This window comes from Bacillus testis (assembly GCF_001243895.1).
GTDB lineage: Bacteria > Bacillota > Bacilli > Bacillales > DSM-1321 > Bacillus_AD > Bacillus_AD testis.
Genome location: NZ_LN851186.1, coordinates 707,193 through 728,242, shown reverse-complemented (window position 1 = coordinate 728,242; position 21,050 = coordinate 707,193). Strand labels below are relative to the sequence as shown.

General features: G+C 43.4%; 19 protein-coding genes and 1 pseudogene. 9 read left to right on the top strand and 11 right to left on the bottom strand.

The genetic code is table 11. The features are described 5' to 3' along the window. Positions 1–26 precede the first annotated feature (26 nt). The 4 genes from BN1765_RS04095 to BN1765_RS04080 all read right to left on the bottom strand — a co-directional run bounded on the left by BN1765_RS04095 (position 27) and on the right by BN1765_RS04080 (position 3,914). Positions 27–230, bottom strand: coding sequence for a hypothetical protein (locus BN1765_RS04095; protein ID WP_050613964.1), 204 nt, complete (start codon positions 228–230; stop codon positions 27–29). Positions 231–310: 80 nt separating this feature from the next. Next, complete coding sequence (locus tag BN1765_RS04090) at positions 311–1,372, bottom strand: aldose epimerase family protein (RefSeq protein ID WP_050613963.1); 1,062 nt, start codon at positions 1,370–1,372, stop codon at positions 311–313. Between the two features lie 183 nt (positions 1,373–1,555). Beyond that, the gene (locus BN1765_RS04085; RefSeq protein ID WP_050613962.1) at positions 1,556–2,884 is read right to left on the bottom strand and encodes a polysaccharide deacetylase family protein; all 1,329 of its coding nucleotides are present in this window, start codon (positions 2,882–2,884) and stop codon (positions 1,556–1,558) included. A 319-nt stretch (positions 2,885–3,203) separates the two neighbouring features. Continuing rightward, the gene (locus BN1765_RS04080) at positions 3,204–3,914 is read right to left on the bottom strand and encodes a class I SAM-dependent methyltransferase (RefSeq protein ID WP_050616669.1); all 711 of its coding nucleotides are present in this window, start codon (positions 3,912–3,914) and stop codon (positions 3,204–3,206) included. 360 nt (positions 3,915–4,274) lie between these two features. On the opposite strand from BN1765_RS04080, the gene BN1765_RS04075 reads away from it, so the two are divergent. Then, entirely contained in the window at positions 4,275–5,177 is a 903-nt protein-coding gene (locus BN1765_RS04075) for an AraC family transcriptional regulator (protein ID WP_069202986.1), read from the top strand. Positions 5,178–5,209: 32 nt separating this feature from the next. Here the strand turns inward: BN1765_RS04075 and BN1765_RS04070 are convergent, their stop codons facing one another. The 5 genes and pseudogenes from BN1765_RS04070 to BN1765_RS04050 form a co-directional block, all read right to left on the bottom strand. Next, positions 5,210–6,445: an MFS transporter gene (locus BN1765_RS04070; RefSeq protein WP_050613961.1), complete on the bottom strand. Its 1,236-nt coding sequence runs from the start codon at positions 6,443–6,445 to the stop codon at positions 5,210–5,212. Between the two features lie 446 nt (positions 6,446–6,891). Next, positions 6,892–7,942, bottom strand: a pseudogene (locus BN1765_RS04065) (S66 family peptidase). Between the two features lie 148 nt (positions 7,943–8,090). Next, positions 8,091–8,510 carry a GNAT family N-acetyltransferase gene (locus BN1765_RS04060; RefSeq protein ID WP_050613960.1) on the bottom strand — a complete coding sequence of 140 codons (420 nt, stop codon included), beginning with the start codon at positions 8,508–8,510 and terminating at the stop codon, positions 8,091–8,093. A 263-nt stretch (positions 8,511–8,773) separates the two neighbouring features. Continuing rightward, the gene (locus tag BN1765_RS04055; RefSeq protein ID WP_050613959.1) at positions 8,774–9,136 is read right to left on the bottom strand and encodes a YccF domain-containing protein; all 363 of its coding nucleotides are present in this window, start codon (positions 9,134–9,136) and stop codon (positions 8,774–8,776) included. A 151-nt stretch (positions 9,137–9,287) separates the two neighbouring features. Further along, positions 9,288–10,271, bottom strand: coding sequence for a DUF2804 domain-containing protein (locus BN1765_RS04050; RefSeq protein ID WP_050613958.1), 984 nt, complete (start codon positions 10,269–10,271; stop codon positions 9,288–9,290). Positions 10,272–10,548: 277 nt separating this feature from the next. Between BN1765_RS04050 and gdhA the strand changes: the two genes are divergently transcribed. Further along, positions 10,549–11,934 carry an NADP-specific glutamate dehydrogenase gene (gene gdhA / locus BN1765_RS04045; RefSeq protein ID WP_050613957.1) on the top strand — a complete coding sequence of 462 codons (1,386 nt, stop codon included), beginning with the start codon at positions 10,549–10,551 and terminating at the stop codon, positions 11,932–11,934. Between the two features lie 64 nt (positions 11,935–11,998). Here gdhA and BN1765_RS04040 read toward each other — a convergent pair whose 3' ends face one another. Then, positions 11,999–12,391 (bottom strand): YbaN family protein, encoded by a 393-nt coding sequence (locus BN1765_RS04040; RefSeq protein ID WP_050613956.1) that lies wholly within the window; start codon positions 12,389–12,391, stop codon positions 11,999–12,001. Between the two features lie 280 nt (positions 12,392–12,671). On the opposite strand from BN1765_RS04040, the gene BN1765_RS04035 reads away from it, so the two are divergent. Further along, complete coding sequence (locus BN1765_RS04035) at positions 12,672–13,673, top strand: LLM class flavin-dependent oxidoreductase (protein ID WP_050613955.1); 1,002 nt, start codon at positions 12,672–12,674, stop codon at positions 13,671–13,673. Between the two features lie 210 nt (positions 13,674–13,883). Further along, the gene (locus BN1765_RS04030) at positions 13,884–14,624 is read left to right on the top strand and encodes a TraR/DksA C4-type zinc finger protein (RefSeq protein ID WP_050613954.1); all 741 of its coding nucleotides are present in this window, start codon (positions 13,884–13,886) and stop codon (positions 14,622–14,624) included. A 250-nt stretch (positions 14,625–14,874) separates the two neighbouring features. Here the strand turns inward: BN1765_RS04030 and BN1765_RS04025 are convergent, their stop codons facing one another. Beyond that, the gene (locus tag BN1765_RS04025) at positions 14,875–15,957 is read right to left on the bottom strand and encodes a YecA family protein (protein WP_050613953.1); all 1,083 of its coding nucleotides are present in this window, start codon (positions 15,955–15,957) and stop codon (positions 14,875–14,877) included. A gap of 785 nt (positions 15,958–16,742) precedes the next feature. On the opposite strand from BN1765_RS04025, the gene codB reads away from it, so the two are divergent. The 5 genes from codB (at position 16,743) to BN1765_RS04000 (ending at position 20,737) form a co-directional block, all read left to right on the top strand. After that, positions 16,743–18,020: a cytosine permease gene (codB, locus tag BN1765_RS04020; protein WP_050613952.1), complete on the top strand. Its 1,278-nt coding sequence runs from the start codon at positions 16,743–16,745 to the stop codon at positions 18,018–18,020. Beyond that, positions 17,998–19,269: a cytosine deaminase gene (gene codA / locus BN1765_RS04015; RefSeq protein WP_187119419.1), complete on the top strand. Its 1,272-nt coding sequence runs from the start codon at positions 17,998–18,000 to the stop codon at positions 19,267–19,269. Before codB ends, codA begins: the two co-directional genes overlap by 23 nt. A gap of 31 nt (positions 19,270–19,300) precedes the next feature. After that, a complete protein-coding gene (locus BN1765_RS04010) occupies positions 19,301–19,570 on the top strand; it encodes a substrate-binding domain-containing protein (protein ID WP_050613951.1) in 270 nt (89 codons plus the stop codon). A gap of 112 nt (positions 19,571–19,682) precedes the next feature. Next, positions 19,683–20,147, top strand: coding sequence for a CBS domain-containing protein (locus BN1765_RS04005; protein ID WP_050613405.1), 465 nt, complete (start codon positions 19,683–19,685; stop codon positions 20,145–20,147). Positions 20,148–20,350: 203 nt separating this feature from the next. Then, on the top strand, positions 20,351–20,737 hold the full coding sequence (locus tag BN1765_RS04000; RefSeq protein WP_050616637.1) for a MarR family winged helix-turn-helix transcriptional regulator: 387 nt from the start codon (positions 20,351–20,353) through the stop codon (positions 20,735–20,737). Positions 20,738–21,050: the final 313 nt, after the last annotated feature.

The following is a 21,050-nucleotide window of genomic DNA, read 5'->3' as shown; positions in this document are numbered from 1 at the left end:
CAAAAGAAATGACAGCATGGCAACTGTCATTTCTGCATTCGCTTCTGTTTTCGTTGTTCTGCTCTCTTTTGCACACGATTTCTCTCCATCAAAAAGAGGCCAACGACACCAAGCAGAAATCCGGCTGCCTGGAAAAATGAAAGATAGGGAGTATCCTTGTCCAACCCAAAAGAAGTTAGAAGTGATAACACAATCCCGCTTGTTAATAAAATAATGCCTATTCTGATCAATTTCTTCATCCTTATGCATTTAGAATACTTTTCATTATATCCAGTAAGCCACCTTAATAGATGAAGAAAATATTAACAATTCACATATCCTTTTGTTCAGCAATGCCAAAGCTGAAAATAGTAGTCGCCTTGAAAGGCTTGCCTTTCTCCAAAACAATAGACTTAAAGGAAGGGTGATGCACAGCATCAGGGAACCCTTGCGTTTCAAGGCAGATTGCCATATGTTTATGCCCTTTTTTTCCGCTGATCGCCATATCTTCCGTTAAGGAATTAGCCGTGTAGATGACTGCCACAGGCATCTCCGTTTCCACTGCCAGCGTTCGTCCGCTCACTGGCTCATATAAATTGATTTCCTGCCCTTGCTGGTGGTTCAATATAAAAGGATGGTCATACCCTCCCGCATACTGGAGCTGCCGGTCCTTGTGTTCCAACCCTTCCTTTATCCGGCGCATCTCTCTGAAATCAAAAGGAGTGCCGGCCACTTCAAGTTCCTTTCCGGTAGGCAAAAGCTCTTCATTGAGTTCTAGGATTCGGCTGCTGTCCACCTTCAGCCTATGGCCCTGAATATCCTCCTTTGCATTGCCACTTAAGTTAAAGTAAGAATGGTTGGTCAGATTCAAAATGGTCGTTTTGTCAGCAATTGCTTCATAAGTGATCTTCAATTGATTTTGATCAGTAAGCGTGTAGGTTACTTTCACTTGGACTTTGCCTGGATATCCTTCTTCCCCATTATCGCTGACTCTGGAAAACACAATGCCTCCTTCACCATCTGCCGCAAATGGTTCAGCTTCCCACACTCTCGTAATAAAACCAGCCGGTCCACCGTGCATATGGTTTCCTTTCTCATTACGCGCCAAATAATACTTCTTGCCATCCAGCTCAAATTCACCGTCCTTCATTCTTCCGGCAACCCGGCCGATCACACCTCCCATATTAGGGGTATTGTTATGGAGATAATCATCGTAATCGTCAAATTCGAGCACTATATTTTCAGCAATGCCATTTTTGTCTGGTGTCCGTATTTCTGTAATAATGCAGCCCTGGTTAAGGCAGGATACCTGTACTCCCTGGCCATTTTTGATGGTGAATTGATAGACATCCCCGCCGTCCGCTGATTGGATGAATGTTTTTGTTATATTCATAGTTTGCCTACTCCTTCCACTGTCATTCTTTCAATCTACTTTACCCTAATCCAGCCGTTAAAAAGCACCGGCCTTGCTTACGTTATCTCTTGGATACAAGCAAAAAGAGCCGCCGTAAAGAACGGCAGCTCACGTTTATCTCATTATAAAAAGACTCCCGCTCCAAAACGCGGGTTGGTTCACCTAATGGTCAGCGGGAGATAAACCCTCTCCGATCATCGCTTCACTTGATATCTCATTTTGTTCAGGCATGGCTTCTACTTTTTTGATTGTCGATAACACAGAATCCACAGAAGCATGTCCATGAATATTAACCCTTTTTACTTCATATAAGGTATCCCGCTTAAGGTCCAGAAGACCTGGCTTAGTAGTCAGGGACATTTGGAAACCAGCTTGTTTCACCAATTCCTCTGAAGCCTGCGAGTAATTTCCGACTGGGTACGCGATGGTTGTGACCGGCTTTCCTAAATGTTCTTCTAGCAATCTCTTAGAAAGGAGCAAGTCATTATAGACCCGGGCGCGGAACTCCTGGTCCGTTTCCCGCTTCCCATTAATGATAAGCGGCCCTGCAATTGCTCCGCTGCCATTCTGTACAAAATGAAGATTATTGGTATGGCTTTGGAAGGAGATAACGCCGCTGGCGCTCATTTCTTCCATCTCTTTCCAAGTGAGTTTTGGATAAGGGCTTGGATGATTTTCCGGATGCTCGACGTAATCCGTAATGATGAAGATTGTCGCCTTCATGCCAAGCTTCTTCAATGCAGGATATACATACGTATAATTGCTTTCGTAGCCGTCATCCATTGTAATCATTAGGGGTTTGGCCGGCAATTTAGCCTTTCCATTTTCAATGTCGATGACATCCTGGGACGTCAACGTTGTATACCCTTGATCCTTCAACAATTTCATTTGCTGGTAAAAGACGTTCGGATTAACTGTCAATCCATTTTGTTTATTGTAGTCAAAATGATGGTACATCAGCACGGGGATTTTCCCCTCCATCTGATGCTTCTTATAGGCGTCCATTTTATCGCCTGATCCGACCGCAATCTGGTTGCCGAAACGGGCAATATCCTGGTTAAGGGCTTTTGCCACAATACCCGCCGGCAAATATAATTCCCCTTTATGGTAATACGCATTTAACGTAGAAGTTAATAATTGATTATTGAGGTAAGCTTTGTTGCGGTTTATGTAAAAATCCGCCGTACTGCTTCCAACTGCCATAGTAAATATTTCATTCGATCCATCTTTCCAGGATGTCTTGGCATTGAACTGCTTTGCCAATTCCATCGCAGGAACATAAACCGAGTTATTCTTGATCTGGGGTGCTCCAGTGGGTTTATCGGCACTTGCAGACTTTCCTTCCAACTTGGCTGTATCTTTCATATCCATGACCACTATTTTATTTTTTACTGCCTTTACAGACTGTGGGTGGGCTTCCATTCTCCATATGATTGCTGCCAATAGCACAAATGAAATAAGGGACAATACATACACGATTCTTCTGTTCATTCAAAACTCCTCGATGTTATTCTGGCAGTGCCTCTCATTCCCTAGATGAATATCAAACACGCCAATCTATTTCACATGGCTAAAACAACAAAAAAACGTCTGCTCAATAGAGAAAAGATTCTCCATATGAAGAAACGGAATGAAATGGAAAAAAGTTTCATAGATTTCAATAAAATATCCGTAAGATTCCTGCACTTCTGCAAATAGATGAGCACAGGATAATTATTATAAAACTTTTTCCGGCAATCACAAACAATAACGCTTGGAAGAAGAAAAAGTGCATAATGAATCCCTTTACATTGACTTTGTATGCTATTTTTTATCCTTTCTTACAAAAAAGGGCTGTCCACAATCCTTCTTCGCCAAATAAAGAAGAATCTGGCCCGCATTTTTTCATCGGGATGATTTCAATTGGGTGAAAGGCGTGGAAAATATCCAGAAGTTTTTCTTCAGTAAACCCCAATCCGCCTCTCATGCTAAAATGCCGATACACATCCCAGTCACTTTGGCCGTAACCGCCAAGAGGGCCATCAACCATAAAACAAGTCAAAGCAAAATAACCCTGCGGCTTTAAGGCTTTTTGAATCAATTTCAGATAATTCCCTCTCCTGTGCGGAGGAATGTGATGGAAGCATCCTGAATCATAAACAAAATCATAGGAACCTTCATCTATACATATGTCAAAAATACTATCAGTTATAAAATGGACATTTGCCTTCCTCTTCTGGGCACGTTCCATCGCCCAGGAAATCGCTTCTCGAGAAGAATCGACCGCATCCACCGTGCAGCCTCTCATTTCGAGATAAAAGGCGTTTCTTCCTGGTCCGCATCCCAACTCCAAAGCTCTTCCTGGCCTCAACCAGCCTCTCTCAAAATAGCGGACTAAATTTTCATCAGGCAAATCAACAAAAAAAGGAATTCCTTTCTGCCGGTCCTTGTAGAAAGAATCCCATTCAAAACCCGCTTTTTCCCGAAGAAGCTCATCAAGCATTAACAGAACATCTTCATTGTCCCTGATCTGTTCCTTCACCAAATCAATCCCGCCTTTTCTTTTAAAATATTTCATTCTATTTTATATTCTGTAAGGAGGGAGCTTTTCCTGTAAGCCTAAAAAAGGGCAAGCCAAGAAAGCCTGCCCCTACCCTAAAAATAGATCTATAGATTGAATAAAGCCCCCATCTTTCCTCGAAAGCGGCCTCAATAGACCTTTATAAAGGCTCCCCCTTTACTGGGCTGTCGAGGCATATTTGTATGTGCTAGGGCCATCCTTCAGGAATCCCATTTTATTTTTCGACAAAATCCGCAATACGCCTCCAAAAAAGAAACTTTTTCCATATTTTCATTTATGATAATCTATTAAAAAATACGATTGATCTGTGAGGAAACAAATATGCCGCCCATTATCCACCAAATGCAGTCGATCATCGACTACATTGAAGAACATCTAAAAGAAGAGTTGACCGCCCAAGAACTAGCTCAAAAAATCGGTTACTCTACCTTTCATTTTTATAAATTATTTTATCAATACGCCGGCAGCCCGGTTATGGATTATATTTTAAAAAGAAGGCTTCAGCATGCCATATTCGAAATCTCACAGGGCAAAAAAATAATTCAGGCTGCGTTGGAATACGGTTTTGAAACGCATTCAGGATTTACAAAAGCATTCAAGAAATGTTTTGGTAGCCCTCCCCGACTTTATTCGATGCATTGCCCTCCGTCTTTGCCATTGAAGCCGAATCTAGCCTCCCTTCATGAAAAGAACGTCGGGGGTGTCTTATTGCAGCCGAAAATTTTGGAAACGAAAACAATTTCTGCAATCGGCTATCTTTATCATTTTACGGATCACGAGGCGGTATATACCCGGGATGCTCCCGCCTTTTGGTCGTGGGATTGGAATGATGGACAAATAGAAACCAATCTTTATCAAGCTCTTGCCCCCATCTCCCACGGTGAATATTGCATCAATATGAAGAATGAGGAACAAGGAGGTTTTTCTTATCTCTTCGCCCTGTCATGCCCCGACTCTGCATGCGTGCCTGACACAATGGCACGCTTGATCCTTCCCCCTTCTCTGTATGCCGTCTTTCAAACTCCGAAAGTCCTTCCGGCTGATTTCGCGGAAAGCATCCGGGGAACGTGGAGGTATATCATTGAAGACTGGCTCCCTCTGTCCCCGTACGAAGTAAGTGAACAGGCCTATGATTTTGAGTTTTATGATGAATTATGCCATCATTGGCTTCATGAAAAAATCTGCATGTCTATTTACCTGCCCATTTCCTTGAAGACAGACTGAATGAAACGGCCATGCCCATGCAAGTATGTTGTTTAGGAACGGCTGATTGTCATAGCTTTATGGTACATAAAACATGCCGGGATAAGAATTAGCGCGCTGGCCGTATAGGCCAGGGAAAGGGTTGACCTGACAGCCAACGCTCCTATAAACGGCCCGCCAATAATCTGCCCCATTGCGTCAACCTGGCCCTTCATGGAAAAAAATGCAGCGCGATGGGTTGTTTCCGGTATCAGGCTATTCAGCCAAATATTTTCAATCGGCATCATGACATTGCGCATGATATGGACTATTCCGTAAAAAAATAATAGAGCAAGCATCGAGCGGCTCCAGGCAAATCCAAACGCACCGGCAACCAGCATCAGAGAGCATAGCAACAATAGGCGGTATACTGTTTTCATCCGTTGAAATAAGAAGACTCCCTCAATCTTCCGAAGTGCCAGGAATGACAGAAGAGCAACCACAAACTGAATGCCTCCAAAAAAATAAACTGAATAGGACTCACTTAAATGGCGCAACACATCATTAGCAAGAAGATGTGTCACCCACAGCCGGTCGAAAGCTTCGCTGAAAAAGCCAAAACAGACGGTAATACCCAACAACAGCCTCATTACCATACTGCGCCTGCAAAAATCACTGATATGAAAGAAAGTCTTTTTTAGATACGCTGTAATCGAATAGTCTACGCCCGTATTTTTCTGGAAGTTATTTTCCTTCATAGCATAAAAAAGGATACATGCAATCCCCATCATCCCCAGTCCGCCAATGATAATAGGAACAGTCAGGCTAAAATAGCCCACGCAAACGCTGAACGGTATTGCCATAAATTGCGCCGCATGTTCCATGCGCGCTCCTTTGACAAATGCAGCCGATGCTTTTTCATTTCCTGCTTCATCAGCAAGCCAAGCCTGCGTCGCCCCGCTGATGCATGTATAGCCCAAACCCCAAATCAGCTGAGAAGCAAGAACCGCCCAAAACAGCGGCACCATCCCTTGGAGAAGGAAGCCTACTCCAATAAGCACATACCCTAAAATAATGGATACCTTCCGACTGATTCTGTCCGCTATTATACCCGTCGGCAATTCACAAAGGAGGACCGTTGCCTCTAGTACCGTTCCAACCAAAATCAATTGCAATGGATTCAGTTGTACAATTGTCGCTTGATAAAGCAAATTCACGGTAAACACACTCGAAAAGAAAAATTGCGACCAAAATTGCAATTGAATATAGACATGTACAGGCTCTTTCTTTAATCGCCATAAGAAAAACATTCTCTTTCCCCCTTTCAACTTTATTGTAAAAAAAGAGAAAGTGGATTTCTTTTCCATTTTTGCGGTTTTATAAAAATAAAAAACCATTACCGCTTCCGGCAATGGCTTGATTCGTCTTATTTTGGCTATTGTTAAAACGGAAACCCACATATGTGCTGCAGAAAGTGAGCAATCCTGGGCTAGAGTTCCGCTGTTTCTTTCACCAATCAAAGTTTCACTTATCGTTGGCTATGTTTTTATATCCCTGGTAAACATCAGCCCCCTGCGCTCGCTGTGTTTCCTTTATCTCAGGCAAAGGGCTTCAGTTTGTACATCGCTAAACGACCGATCTAATAAAGTAAGGCCTGATCTGCAAGATATAGAAGAAGTTGTGTTCAGCGATGAAAAATAGGTTTATTTCATGTTGACACATATAATCGTCAACAGCATCAATTACTGCAAAGGAGTCACAGGACGCCTGCCTCATCGATCCGGAAGGCTTTGGAGTCACAGTCGATTGTGGCCAGAGCACCGTATGGCAAAACGCACATAGGTGATGTATGCCCAAAATTCATATTAAAAAAGACAGGCAAATTGACCAATTTCAGCTCATCCCGAACTATACGCATAATCGCTTCCTTATACTCAGCGCAATACTGGTTATCATACGGTTTGCCGAAAAGCAATCCGTTGATATTGTCCGTTGATATTCTGCAGAATCCCTTGGGAACCATAATTGCGGAGCCATCGTTCCACCAAATCGGGCTCCGGTTTCTCCTCGCTCGTTTCCAAAAATAGCAGCGTATTTTTCCATTCTTGTGGTTCTGGCCAAACATCCGTCCCTTTCAGGCATTCGAGGACCTCTATACAGCCGCCGATCAGACGTCCGCTATGGATTCCAGTGCCCTGCAGTACTTCATAGCCTCCATGCTTTTCTAGCTTGCGGGCCTTCATCGCATTGCCATCTTCCCATGGAATGCATTCACTTGTCCAATAAGGGGACGCTGGGATATCGCCGATGATCCTATTGCTGAATAACGTCTTTTGCACCCATTCTGCTGTATAATCGAACAGCTTCACATTTTCGGCGAACTCAGCCAAAATGGAAGGACCGTAAAAGCTTGATATGCCTGCTTTTCGGCAAATCATATGGGTGACAGTCGTATCCGAATACCCGATAAATACCTTAGGATTTTCAGCGATGACCTGATAGTCGATATATGGAAGCAATCGCACACTCTCATCACCGCCAATACAGGAGAAGATGCCCTTGACCGTTGGATCGGCAAAAGCTGCCATCAAATCTTTAGCTCTTTCCTCAGGATGTTGGTATACATATTTCTCTCCCTTCAATGTATGGGGCATCTCGATCACCTGCAGTCCAAATTGCTCTTCAAGCACCTTTTTTCCCCGTTCATACCGCCATAACAGATCTGGCTCTCCGGCTCCGCCCCATGAGAGACTGACAGCCGCCACCTTGTCGCCCTTGTTCAACTTGTTTGGTTTCAGTAGCTTCATCATCGATCCACCCCTAAAAAAGAATCTCATAAACTACATTACCTCTTTTTACCATATTTTCAAGCGGTAAACGGACGTACTTCTTGTCTCTATATAAAAAAGAATAGGAAACACTCCTGCTTCCCCGCAGGGTTGTTTCCTATTCTTTTTAGAAAGCGGGATAATGCATGCCTGATTGGCCGTCCTGATCTAATAGCGTCGCGCCTTGCGATGGGGATAAACCTAATTCTTCACAATAAAGCTGGCTAGGGGATCCGCATAAAACATCGATCCGATAGATCCCTTTCAATTCATCCAGCATCATAGTTAGCAGCTCCTTGCCTATGCCTTGGTCCCGATATTCAGGCAACACCTCAAGAAAAGGAATAGAGGCTGACAGAACACCATCAGAAACAGCTGTAACAAAACCGGCTACATGCTTCCAATCGTCATCAATCGCCAGGATGATCTTATTGCTGTTTTGCAACAGCTTCAAATGAGTATAGGGACTTGGCGGATTAGGCCAATCCCCAAAAAAGCCTTCGAGCATATTCGAGGAAATCCCCTTTAACGTCTTCTGATAAATCATTGGTTCCAACTCCTCAGTCGTCCAAAGAAAAATTGCTTACTCTTTTATTATAAACCTAGCAGGCACCCATAACGCCAACATAAAGCCACGTTGGCCGATTGGGGTTCTCTTCCACCTTCCAACGATCACCGTTTCACTACAGGCAGTACTCATCGGCCTAACATTTCCTCTTCAAAGGATACATGAAAATTGTGGCAAAATGAAAAGGAAAACGGAATATCCGTTTCCCTTTCCATCATACAGACAACTTGAATACTAAGCGATTAACGCACTTCCTTGCCGAATGGCATTAAAGAAAGCTGCGCCATTTTCAATGACTGCAACGCGAACGGAATGCCGATAATCGTAATCGCTAATATCAAGGTGCTCATAAGATTGGCTATCGCCAGTGGGATTCCGCCGAAAATAAGCCATAAAATATTCAACAACAGACTTCCCAAGCCGTTATCGACTGTCACAATTTCCTTTCCGAACGGCGCCAACTGAAGCTTGGCCATCTTAAAGCATTGAAGGCCTACTGGAATGCCGATGATGGTTATGCACCAAAGCAAACCGATTAAAAACCATCCGATGGCATTTACAAATCCACCAAAAATAAACCAAAGAATATTGCCGAGACAACCCATTTTCTTCTCCACCTTCATGTTTCTCTGATGATATACTACGTATTTGCTGCTGGAAGGTTTCGTCCTTTCACCATTAGGCACCATTTTCCTCTAGTTGATTGAATCACCATCTATTTTGGACTCGCTCAGCAAACCCCAGCAAGTTCTCTACTTAAATTTTCCTGCCATCATCCAAGACTGCCTCACCATTGAACCGGCCGAATACTTGATGCTGGTCGCTTGATATAATACCTGCAGTTGTATAGTCACAGCGGTCAATGATTGGCTGGAATGCCATCTCAAAACGCTGGTCATTGGAAGTGAATGTCCAAGGAGCCATATAGTCAAAACGTTTGCCTTTCATCGGTATATGAAAGGCTACCTCATCCAGCTTATGTGCTTTCCCCTCGTAAAATAACATATTTTCAGTGGCAGCTGATGTATCCCCAAAACCATAGCCAATATTGAATCCAAACGGTTTTCCCCCTGCCATTCCGGAGGCCGAACCCCAATACCAGGTGTTCTTGTAAGGCCAAACGCCTCTTCCCCAATCCAATACCGCAAAGCTATCATCCCTGTCAAAGCTATATTTTTGATGGCCATAAACCACATGGCCGTTCGCCCTCATGCAATTGATTTTTTGATTATAGTAGAAAGCTTTGCGGTTCTCTTTGAAAGGAGTGGCAATCACCATGGAGTCCTCCGGTTCATCCTCAAGGGTAAAAGAACAATAGAAGTTCTTTCGCTTCACAAAGTTTTTCATCGAACACGTTAGTTCTCTTCCTCCGTCGCGATGGAGGAACGACAGCTTTATGCGCTTATCATCGTAGACCACATTTCCATGTTCCGATGTGTTCGGCAAACCGAGCTTGCCTAGCGGAAAAGCCTTAAGGATAGAAGCTGTCCGGAACCATGGCTGTGTAAAATCAATGAACGATACCGATATGAGCCCCATATAAGAGTTGTCAGCAACCGTAAGGGCCACAGCGTGCTGTTGGTTATGGATCAAATAATAATCCCACTCCTTGATCCTCAGCTTGGAAGCTTTGATATCCGAACGATCATAATGGAGCAAAAGCGTTTTGGCGTAACCGGCCTCCCTTAACTCTCCCTTCCCATCAAGCAGGCTTCCTTGATTTTCAATCTCCTTTTGCATGGCCTTCCTCCATCCTATCTATAATGTTCATAAAAATTTTTTTATTCTCCTCATTCCGTTGATATAAAAGCAATGTAAGCACTTCCTATTATAATATACAACATTCGTAAGAACAGGCAGTTTAATTTTTATATTGTTTTGATTGTTCTAAAAATATAAAATAGATAGCAATTCATCTTCTAAGTATTTTAATGATTTATTCTATTTTGTAATATTATATTACACACTATAAAATCTACTGGTTGATAAACTAGGAAAAAGGGAGAATAAAAGAATTATGACCATTACTCAACAGGAAGTTCAACATGTTTCATTGCAAAAGGCACAAAATTATGTAAATGAAGTCTTTGAAGCAGTTAAAAAGAGAAACCCTAATGAGAAAGAATTTCACCAAGCCGTCAAAGAAATCTTTGATTCCCTAGTACCTGTATTTGCGAAGCACCCCCATTATATGGACAATAATGTGCTGGAGCGCATTTCTGAACCGGAACGTTTCCTTACCTTCCGTGTGCCATGGGTTGATGACGAAGGCAAAGTCCGTGTCAACCGTGGATTCCGTGTACAATTCAATAGCAATATTGGCCCGTATAAAGGCGGCCTCCGTTTCCATCCCTCTGTGAACGCGAGCATCATTAAATTCCTAGGGTTTGAACAAATATTCAAGAATTCGCTCACAGGACAGCCGATCGGCGGCGGCAAAGGCGGTTCTGACTTTGATCCGAAAGGCAAATCAGATGGCGAAATCATGCGTTTTTGCCAAAGTTTCATGACTGAACTGTGTAAATATATCGGACCTGATATAGATGTCCCTGCCGGTGATATTGGGGTTGGGGCACGTGAAATCGGCTATCTGTTCGGGCAATACAAACGCATCCGTGGCGGGTTTGAAGCCGGAGTTCTTACTGGTAAAGGGCTTGGTTATGGCGGCAGCTTAACAAGAACAGAGGCAACAGGTTACGGCACTGTCTATTTTGTAGAAGAAATGTTGAAAGACAAGGGCCTCAGCTTCAACGGCAGCACGGTTATTGTATCCGGATCGGGCAACGTCTCCATCTACGCGATCGAGAAAGCCGCACAATTAGGGGCAAAAGTCGTGGCCTGCAGCGATTCAGACGGCTATATCTACGATGCCAAGGGGATTAATATCGATACATTGAAACGAATAAAAGAAGTGGAGAGGGATCGGATCCAGGCATATGTCAAGGAACATCCCGATGCCATCTATCATGATAATTGTTCACATATCTGGTCCATTCCGTGCGACATTGCTCTTCCATGCGCTACCCAGAATGAGATTGATGAAAAATCAGCTAAAATGTTGGTGGCGAACGGCGTTAAAGCAATCGGTGAAGGAGCAAATATGCCTTCTACCCTGGAGGCAATCGATGTCTTTTTAAGCCATTCCATTCTTTTCGGACCAGCAAAAGCTGCCAACGCAGGCGGCGTAGCGGTCTCTGCTCTCGAAATGGCCCAAAATAGCATGAGAATGCCTTGGTCATTCGAAGAAGTGGATGAGAAACTCTACCACATTATGAAGAATATCTACCAAACAAGCATCACCGCGGCAAAAGAATACGGCCATCCAGGTAATCTGGTGGTCGGAGCGAATATTGCCGGTTTCATCAAAGTAGCGGATGCGATGATTGCCCAAGGCGTGATTTAACGGAAAATATGCGAAAAACCGGTCTCCTGCAGGGGACCGGTTTTCAATATAAGATGAAGACTTATTAAGCTTTCTCTCTTTTGGTTATAGCTTTATCCTTAGAAACACTGGGAAGTTTGATAACTACAAGCAGTTCCATAACAGCTATGCCTATCAACATCAACCGAATATAAGGGTTTGAAACAAACAGCCAGGAAATGAGCATCAATGCATACGTAATCAGGAGCATTTCCGCCTTCGCCCTCACTGTTACTCCTCCCTGTTCCTGAAAAGCTACTACATATCGTTTATAAACCTTGGTTGATTTCAGCCAGACATTCCACTTATCAGAACTCTGGGAAAAAAGCCAAGCAGCAAGCAATAAGAAAGGCGTAGTCGGCAAAATCGGCATTGGTATACCGATTAATCCAAGACCAAAACTGATCCAGCCACAAACAAAAAGAATTTTTTTCTTCAATTCACTTCCCCTTTCATGATCGATGGGGATGAATAGACCCTTTCTATCGATCAAATTTTCACTTTATTTACACGGCAACCGCCGATTTTATTATTCTTTTACCTTTCTGAATATACGAACAAACATTTTTATTGTATGGATAACAGGAGCGAGGGTCAATGGAAAGAGCTAACAGGCCTCATAAGCGGATTGTTATATTCCTTGGACATTCGTTGGTAAAATAGAACTATCTCTCCTAACATAGGAATGATTATTCTTTTACAGAAAGAAGTTGAAATAAATGAGTAGGAAATATTCCATATTGGATTTATCGCCGATTGTCAAAGGCGGCGATGCAACCCAATCGCTTAAACATACACTCGACCTTGCCCGTCATGCAGAAAAATGGGGATACAACCGATTTTGGTTGGCAGAACACCATAACATGCCCGGCATTGCTTCTTCAGCGACATCTGTCCTGATTGGCCATGTAGCTGCCGGTACCCATTCAATCCGCGTCGGATCAGGCGGCATCATGCTGCCCAATCATGCTCCGTTAGTTATTGCTGAGCAATTTGGAACACTCGAAGCGCTTCATCCCGGCCGGATTGATTTAGGCTTGGGCCGTGCGCCAGGCACAGATCAATTGACCGCCTTTGCCTTGCGGAGAGGCAGCCGGAGCGATGGCCACGATTTCCCTGAACAAGTGGCTGAGCTTCGCGGTTATTTCGATCCTTCTCTGCAAACAGAGCCAAAACGTGTTCATGCCTATCCGGGGGAAGGATTGAAGATCCCTGTATGGCTTCTTGGCTCCAGTGGCTTTAGTGCCCAGCTTGCCGGCCAGCTAGGGTTGCCGTTCTCATTCGCAAGCCACTTTGCCCCTGAGAACACACTGCCTGCCCTCGACTTGTACCGTCGAAGCTTTAAGCCTTCGAATGTTTTGGATAAACCTTACGCCATGGTTGGAATGAATGTTGTGGCTGCGGATACGGACCAACAGGCTGCATATCTCGCCACGTCCATGCAACAGCAATTCCTGAAGCTGTTGCGCAATCAACCAGGGCCTTTGGATCCTCCTGTCGAAAATATGGACGCCATCTGGAATCCCTATGAGAAAGAAGCCCTTCAACAGCGGATCGGGTCATCGATTGTTGGCAGTCCGTCTACAATCAAAGAGAAAATACACCGCTTCATGGAAGAAACCGAAGCGGACGAAATGATTATCACTACTTCTGTCTATGACCATGACGCACGACTACATTCATATGAAATTGTTGCAAGGGAAATGGGCATGATTGAATAAAGATGAAACGAATACTCGGTGGGGAGGTTTTCATCCATCCCCCACTGATTATTCGTTAACACTCGGATTCTTACTGGCGCTTGATCTTCCCTTCCTGCTTCTTTGTGAGTCCTACGTTAGAATGGGATAAAAACGCTTTTTTGTACATATTTTTTCTTGTATTGGCTGACACTATTCCTAGCTAGAACCTAGGAAAGGATTTGTTTTGATATGCTCTCATCACAGCAACTGCAGTCCCTGGCACTTCAATTGGCAGAACAAAAAAAATCGCTCGAGCAGACCTTGCACATAAATGACCATTTTGGCCTAAGTGAAAGTCTTCGCGACTCCGTTGGGGAAATATCCACTTACGACAATCATCCAGCCGATACAGCCACCGAATTGTACGAACGCGGAAAGGATATCGCTTTAAATGAAAACACGGAAAACCTGCTGCAGGAAACAAATGAAGCACTAAAAGCCCTTCAGGATGGGGCCTATGGCAGATGCAAAGTATGCGGTGCAGATATACCGTTTGAAAGATTAGAGGCCATCCCGCATACCTTAACTTGTACCGAGCATAGCCTGCATCAGCAAGTGAGCGAGGACCGTCCGATTGAAGAAGAAGTTCTGCCGCCCTTCGGCAAGCGCCATACGGAAGAAACAGTCGGGTTTGATGCCGAGGATTCTTGGCAGTCAGTGGCTAAATGGGGCAACTCTGACACTCCTTCCGATTTCTTCGATCCGAAGGAACATTATGATCAAATGTATATCAACTCCGATGAACATATCGGCTATGTGGAAGATATCGAAAACTGTATAGGCAACGATATCAACGGGAAAAACATTGCCGTCTATCCAACAAGTGAACTAGAACAGCTAGAAGACCTGCTTGATGAAGAAGGAATCATGACTTCATTCGGTGATCTGAAAGGGTATGAACAAGAACCTTATGTAGAAGACGATGAATAAGGATGCATAAAAAAACAGCGATTCGCTAGAAATAGGCTTCGCTGTTTTTTCTTTGAAATGAGTTGTTTTATCGTCTCTTTCAGTGTTATGTCCTTTTTTTCATCATAGATGGCATAGGGGAATTCGCAATACGCTAATCTCCTTTGCTTTTATTTTCTGCAAACCAAAACATAGATATTCCGGTAAAAAAAATAGACCAAGCCGCTTGGACTTGGTCTATCCTAAAAAACAATTTAGATAACAGGCTTTTTTATTTGCCACAGCATTTCTTATATTTTTTGCCGCTGCCACAAGGGCATGGTTCGTTTCTTCCAATTTTTTTGCCGCTGCTTTTCACATGCGGTTTATTGGCTGGTTTAGCTGGGGACAATTCGATTGGAGCATGTCCTTTTAATACCCATAGACGGGTATGATTCATGACATTAATCAAATAGGCAGCAAATGTCTGAACATCATCGCTTGAAGGGAATTCCATATATTGGCCAAAAATGCCAACAACCTCACTAAGAGGTTCGTCGTTCTGGATTCTCACCAACGCATCTTGCATTAGTTCTTCCACTAAACCAGGCTCTAGCTCATAATGGCTGCGGATATAAGATTGTAGCTCCTGAACCTGGGCTGTATGCTCAATCATTTCATGGCGATTCATCTTGAACATATCATCCTGTGTCATTGCATAGTAAGGCAGTTCTGCCCTTTGCTCAAGCTGGCTCCATAATTTATCTTTATCCTGCACCTGGTCGCTGATGAAGAAACCATCTTCCAGCTTGAATGCATTATAATACTCAGATAGATGTTCGATATACAATGTCAGCCAGGCAACATCGATTTCTTCCCCTGTGCAGCGCTCGATCATTGCTTTCAGGGTATCCATTTCGACCATACCGTAGCTTCTTGCCATAGCGAACAGCAAATTAGTCACTTTTTGGTTTGCATTCACTTTCTCTTTCAACTTGGCAGGATCTAGTTTATAAAACTGCTCTGTCACTTCTTTTGGCATAACAAGCATTTGTTTGCCATCCTTCGTGATTGGGTGAACATACCCTAAGCTGCTTAAGTAAAAGACATCTTCCAAAGCTAATTGGCTGATTTCAATCAGTCCGCTTTTGGTCATAATTTGAAGGATTGCTGAATATTGATCGACATCCATTAACTGCGATCTTCCTTCGACGGTTAACGGGATATTTTCCGCCAAAGCGACGACCAATTCCTTCTTTCTCAAAGAACTCATATTTTTCAGCGCAAGATTGCGACGGATTGTCTTCAGTTGCTCCATGTTAAGGGAACTTAGCATTGATTCTAATGTGTATTCATCCATTGCATCCAAATTCATTATCCTTTTTTCCTCCTGTACCTTTGTTTCCTTTATCTATTAAATATAGTGGACCCCAACATTCTCATTTCCTTTCGAAAGGAAATCTTCCGGCCTTTAAGCGGGGCATACCTGCTTTGACGTTTCGATCATTTTAACAGACGCACTTCTCGTATTATATTTCTTATGGAACATAAATGAAACAGTTACGCTTAAAGACTGACTATTCCCACGTATTCGAAGCCAGCGCAAGTTTCAATCCAATCTGCCGCACTTCTCTTAAAGCAAGTGAAGCTCTTCCTATTTTCCTTAGAAATGAAGCCTCTCTTTTGGTTCGATTCAGGCGTGAGAGAGCTTTTTAACGAACATCTTAATAGATTACCTACATTATAACATGGAAAACAGGTAAATAAGCATGTCGGTACGGGAAAGCCCGGCAAACAGGTTTTCTTAGCTTCAACATTGCCAATAACAATTCAACTTTCCATCTGCAAAAAGCGGAGTTCCACTATTCATACTCGGCCACTAAACCATTTTACATCAATTACCATTAGATTCTTCAAAAGTAGTTTGCTAATATAACTTTAGTTTTAAAAATAACCTTTAAGTACAGTCCCGTGAGGCTGACAAGGTGGGCGATATTCTGTTTGGAATAAGCAAACGTTCATTAAGGGCGGCTGCATTCCGGCATATACACCACTTGTCACTGCGATAAGTGTTTTTTTATGTCTGAAAGCCAAAATGCAGATGCAGCAATGAACGTTAGGCAGGCTCACCAAGCTTAAAAAACTTGGGAGGAATTATTCATGCAACTACAAGATAAAGATTACTCATTTTCACCCGTTCCACCAGGAAAGCGCAATAGTTTCCTGAAAATGATGGCCGTTATGCTGGGCTTTACGTTCTTCTCAGCAAGCATGTGGGCAGGCGGATCTCTAGGAGAGGGAATGACTTTTGCCCAACTGATTGGGATTATTCTCATCGGTAATGTCATCTTGGGCGCATTCACCGGATCTTTAAGTTATATTGCAGCAAAAACAGGATTATCCACTCATCTACTGGCACAATATTCTTTTGGTAAAAAAGGTTCATATATCAGTTCCTTTATGGTTTGTGCAACACAGGTAGGCTGGTTCGGCGTAGGCGTCGGCATGTTTGCTTACCCTGTAAATAAAATGACCGGCATCCCTACATTCGCATTGATTATCGTCTTCGGTATCATCATGACAATGACAGCGTATTTAGGAATGAAAGCTTTGACCATACTAAGTATGGTTGCTGTGCCAGCTATTGCCGTATTGGGCAGCACGAGCGCGACAATGGCGGTACAAGACATGGGCGGTTTGGATGCATTGCTTGCTTACACACCTGACTCTACCTTGACAATCGCTGCCGCTTTAACCATTACGGTAGGATCATTCATCAGCGGCGGTACGGTAACACCAGACTTCGCTCGCTTTGCTAAATCCGGCAAACATGCCGTGATTACCACAGTCATTGCCTTTTTCCTTGGCAACACGCTGATGTTCCTTTTTGGTGCCATTGGTACAATTGCCACAGGGCATAACGATATTTCCGATGTCATGTTCTCGCAAGGCTTGATGATCCCTGCGATCCTGGTTTTAGGTTTAAACATCTGGACAACAAACGACAATGCTTTATACGCCTCTGGATTAGGCTTCGCAACCATTTTCAAGAAGCCAAAAGTAGTGATGGTTATGATCAATGGGGCACTCGGAACATTGCTAGCTTCTTGGCTATACAACAACTTCGTCAGCTGGCTTACATTCCTTGGTTCTACATTGCCGGCAGTCGGTGCCATCATTATCGTCGATTTCTTCTTTGTCAAAAAGAGAAAGTACATCAAGTATGAACAAGCAGATATTAAAAACATGCATATGCCCGCCATCATCGCATGGGGTGCAGGTATTATCGCCGGCTTGAGCCTTCCTGGCATTGCACCGGTCAATACACTGCTTGTAACGGGAATCAGTTACTTCATTGCCGTGAAAGCCATGAAAACAAACGCAGTAACAACGAAAATCGAGGAGGAAGAATGCTATGAACTTGAAAATGTTGGCTAATGCCTCCATTTTTGGTCGCGAAGGCCTTTGGGATCTGTTGATCGAAAATGGCACTTTCTCGCAAATCAAAAAAGCGGGCACTATGACAGCTGAGCATGCTGAAAAAATAGACCTGCAAGGAAAGCTGGTATGCGCCCCTTTCGTAGAACCGCATATCCACCTGGACACAACCTTGACTGCTGGACAGCCGCGCTGGAATGAAAGCGGCACTTTATTCGAAGGCATCCAGCGCTGGTCAGAAAGAAAAGAATCACTGACGAAGCAGGATGTGAAAGACCGTGCAAAAAAAGCTCTTTCCTGGCAGATTGCCAATGGAATCGGGCATGTACGGACTCATGTTGATACAACAGATCCGACATTGATTGCACTAGAAGCGATGCTTGAAGTGAAAGAAGAAATGAAAGACTTTATCGACCTGCAAATTGTGGCATTTCCTCAAGAAGGCATCCTTTCCTACCCGAACGGATTGGAATTGCTTGATGAAGCCATGAAAATGGGGGCTGATATCGTGGGCGGCATTCCTCATTTCGAGTTCACGCGTGATGACGGTGCTGAATCCATTCGCCAGCTCTTCAAGATTGCCATGAAATATGACAAATCAATCGATATCCACTGCGATGAAATTGATGATGAGCAATCACGCCACCTTGAAGTGGTTGCCCGTGAAACCATTCATAACGACTATCAGGGCCGTGTAACAGCAAGCCATACGACAGCAATGGGATCTTATAACGATGCCTATACGTACAAATTGATGCGGGTCCTGGGCTTGGCCAAAATGAATTTCGTAGCTAATCCATTGGTGAATATTCACCTTCAAGGCCGCTTCGATACCTATCCGAAACGCCGCGGATTAACACGCGTTAAAGAGTTGGACCAAAATGGCCTGAATGTCTGCTTCGGCCATGACGACATTATGGACCCATGGTACCCAATCGGAAATGGAAATATGCTTCAAGTCCTGCATATGGGACTGCACGCTTCTCAATTGATGGGTTACAGCGACATCAAAAACTCCCTTCGCTTCGTAACCGAAAACAGTGCCAAAGCACTTGAGCTGAAGCAATACGGAATCCAAGAAAACAATCCAGCCAACTTCATCGTCCTAAACGCGACAGACGGCTACCACGCCCTGCGCCTACAGGCAGAAGTACTCTACTCCGTCAAAAACGGCCGCATCATCAGCCAAACAAAACCAAAGCAAACAGAAGTAAGACTAGAACAAACAAAAAACATTGACTTTATGTAGAAAAGCGGAAGTGACCGTTTAGGGACGTANTTTGACAGCCTATGAAATGATTTCCCTTCTTGAAGCAAGTGGCATCCAAGTGCCAGACGATGTATCCATCATATCATTCAATAACCATAGCTTATCCGAGCATTCCCGGCCAGCTTTGACTTCCGTCGATATCCATATCTTCCAGCTTGGTTATGAGGCAACCGGTTGCTTAATCGATCAGATTAAAAACCCGGCTACTCCAGTCAAGCGTATTATTATTCCGGCTGATTTGATCATTAGAGATTCATGTACTCCTTTTTGCCGGGAATAATCAGGGAAGTTTAGGTGGAGGAGCCCGAGGGAATAAGAAATTGAATGTTTTGTTACTAGGGCGCCTCTGCATCATAATTAAGGGTATACTATAGGTAAGGAGGGTGATTAGGATGTTTGTCAAAGATTTTATGATCAAGGATGTTGTTTGCGCTCATCTCGATATGACGCTAAAGGACCTGCTGAAAAAAATGATTGATTGCAAAATAGGCGGCATGCCGGTCGTAGATGCCAACGGGACATTGGTCGGAATGGTCAGTGATGGCGATATCCTTCGCCACTTAGCGCCTCAGAAGCAATCTGTTTATGATTTCTTTACAATGATTACATATATTCCGGAAAAGAAATTAGATACAACGGTATCCGAACGCATGAATGAAACAGTAGAGACAATCCTCGCGAACCGAAAAATCATAACACTTTCTCCGGACGATGATTTAAATGAGGTGGTAGCAACCATTTCTAAGCATCACTTTAAGAAAATTCCGGTAATCGATGAGAACGAAAAGGTGATTGGAGTGATCTCCCGCGGGGATGTGTTGCGCATGATTTACCAAGGCATTATCGAAAATCTTTAATAGTATAGCGATACATATGTGAAGAGAGCGGAATATCACCGCTCTCTTTTAGATTATAGGCGATTTGCGGCCAAAACGATTGACATGCAAAATTATTTAGAATAATATCATCTCATATTCGAGATAATTAAAGTGGATGCATATGAAAAAAGGAGTGTACCATCGTGAAACGTACAGAATTATCGTTGAAAGCATTAATTGTCATGATGCGTTCATCTCAGACAGTCCAGGATAAAATAAAAAATGATATGAACCAGTATGGATTAAACCCCACAGAATTTTCCGTATTGGAGCTTTTATACCATAAGGGTGACCAGCCTATACAGCATATAGGAAAGAAAATTCTGCTTGCGAGCAGCTCCATTACCTACGTGGTCGACAAGCTGGAGAAAAAGGAATATGTTGTCCGTAAAGCATGCCCTACAGACCGTCGAGTGATCTTCGCCAGCATCACAGAAAAAGGGCGGGCATTCATGGAAGATGTATTCCCGAAACACACGGAAGTGATCGAGGACATATTTGGCGATCTGAGCGAAGAACAAGTGGAAGAACTCATCATTTTGCTTAAAAAAATAGGCTTAAAGAAGTAAAAATTTTTTGTGTATATCTCAGTATGGAGATTTATTGATTAAACATAAATGCAGGTTTTAATCACAAGAACCCCCTTCCGGTTTCCCGGAAGGGGGTTCTATATGTGCTATGAAGAAAAGTGTGGAGGGGGTATGGTATTTATTTTTGTACGTACCTCACCGTGTTTCCTTTATCCCGTTTTAAGGGACAGTAAGGAAAGATAGGTCAAGAAGATTAACTGTCCCTTAAAACCCGAATGGTTCAACTAATGCTCAGAAGAACCACTGAGCAAAGTTTCACTTTTTCTCAAAGAGAAACGCTCCAGTTTGTACG

Bases quoted from the DNA above. Each gene is read 5' to 3' on its own strand.
- BN1765_RS04090 (WP_050613963.1), bottom strand. From the start codon at position 1,372: ATGAATATAACAAAAACATTCATCCAATCAGCGGACGGCGGGGATGTC.
- BN1765_RS04085 (WP_050613962.1), bottom strand. From the start codon at position 2,884: ATGAACAGAAGAATCGTGTATGTATTGTCCCTTATTTCATTTGTGCTA.
- BN1765_RS04075 (WP_069202986.1), top strand. From the start codon at position 4,275: ATGCCGCCCATTATCCACCAAATGCAGTCGATCATCGACTACATTGAA.
- BN1765_RS04070 (WP_050613961.1), bottom strand. From the start codon at position 6,445: ATGTTTTTCTTATGGCGATTAAAGAAAGAGCCTGTACATGTCTATATT.
- BN1765_RS04060 (WP_050613960.1), bottom strand. From the start codon at position 8,510: ATGATTTATCAGAAGACGTTAAAGGGGATTTCCTCGAATATGCTCGAA.
- BN1765_RS04055 (WP_050613959.1), bottom strand. From the start codon at position 9,136: ATGGGTTGTCTCGGCAATATTCTTTGGTTTATTTTTGGTGGATTTGTA.
- BN1765_RS04050 (WP_050613958.1), bottom strand. From the start codon at position 10,271: ATGCAAAAGGAGATTGAAAATCAAGGAAGCCTGCTTGATGGGAAGGGA.
- gdhA (WP_050613957.1), top strand. From the start codon at position 10,549: ATGACCATTACTCAACAGGAAGTTCAACATGTTTCATTGCAAAAGGCA.
- BN1765_RS04035 (WP_050613955.1), top strand. From the start codon at position 12,672: ATGAGTAGGAAATATTCCATATTGGATTTATCGCCGATTGTCAAAGGC.
- BN1765_RS04030 (WP_050613954.1), top strand. From the start codon at position 13,884: ATGCTCTCATCACAGCAACTGCAGTCCCTGGCACTTCAATTGGCAGAA.
- BN1765_RS04025 (WP_050613953.1), bottom strand. From the start codon at position 15,957: ATGAATTTGGATGCAATGGATGAATACACATTAGAATCAATGCTAAGT.
- codB (WP_050613952.1), top strand. From the start codon at position 16,743: ATGCAACTACAAGATAAAGATTACTCATTTTCACCCGTTCCACCAGGA.
- codA (WP_187119419.1), top strand. From the start codon at position 17,998: ATGAACTTGAAAATGTTGGCTAATGCCTCCATTTTTGGTCGCGAAGGC.
- BN1765_RS04005 (WP_050613405.1), top strand. From the start codon at position 19,683: ATGTTTGTCAAAGATTTTATGATCAAGGATGTTGTTTGCGCTCATCTC.
- BN1765_RS04000 (WP_050616637.1), top strand. From the start codon at position 20,351: ATGATGCGTTCATCTCAGACAGTCCAGGATAAAATAAAAAATGATATG.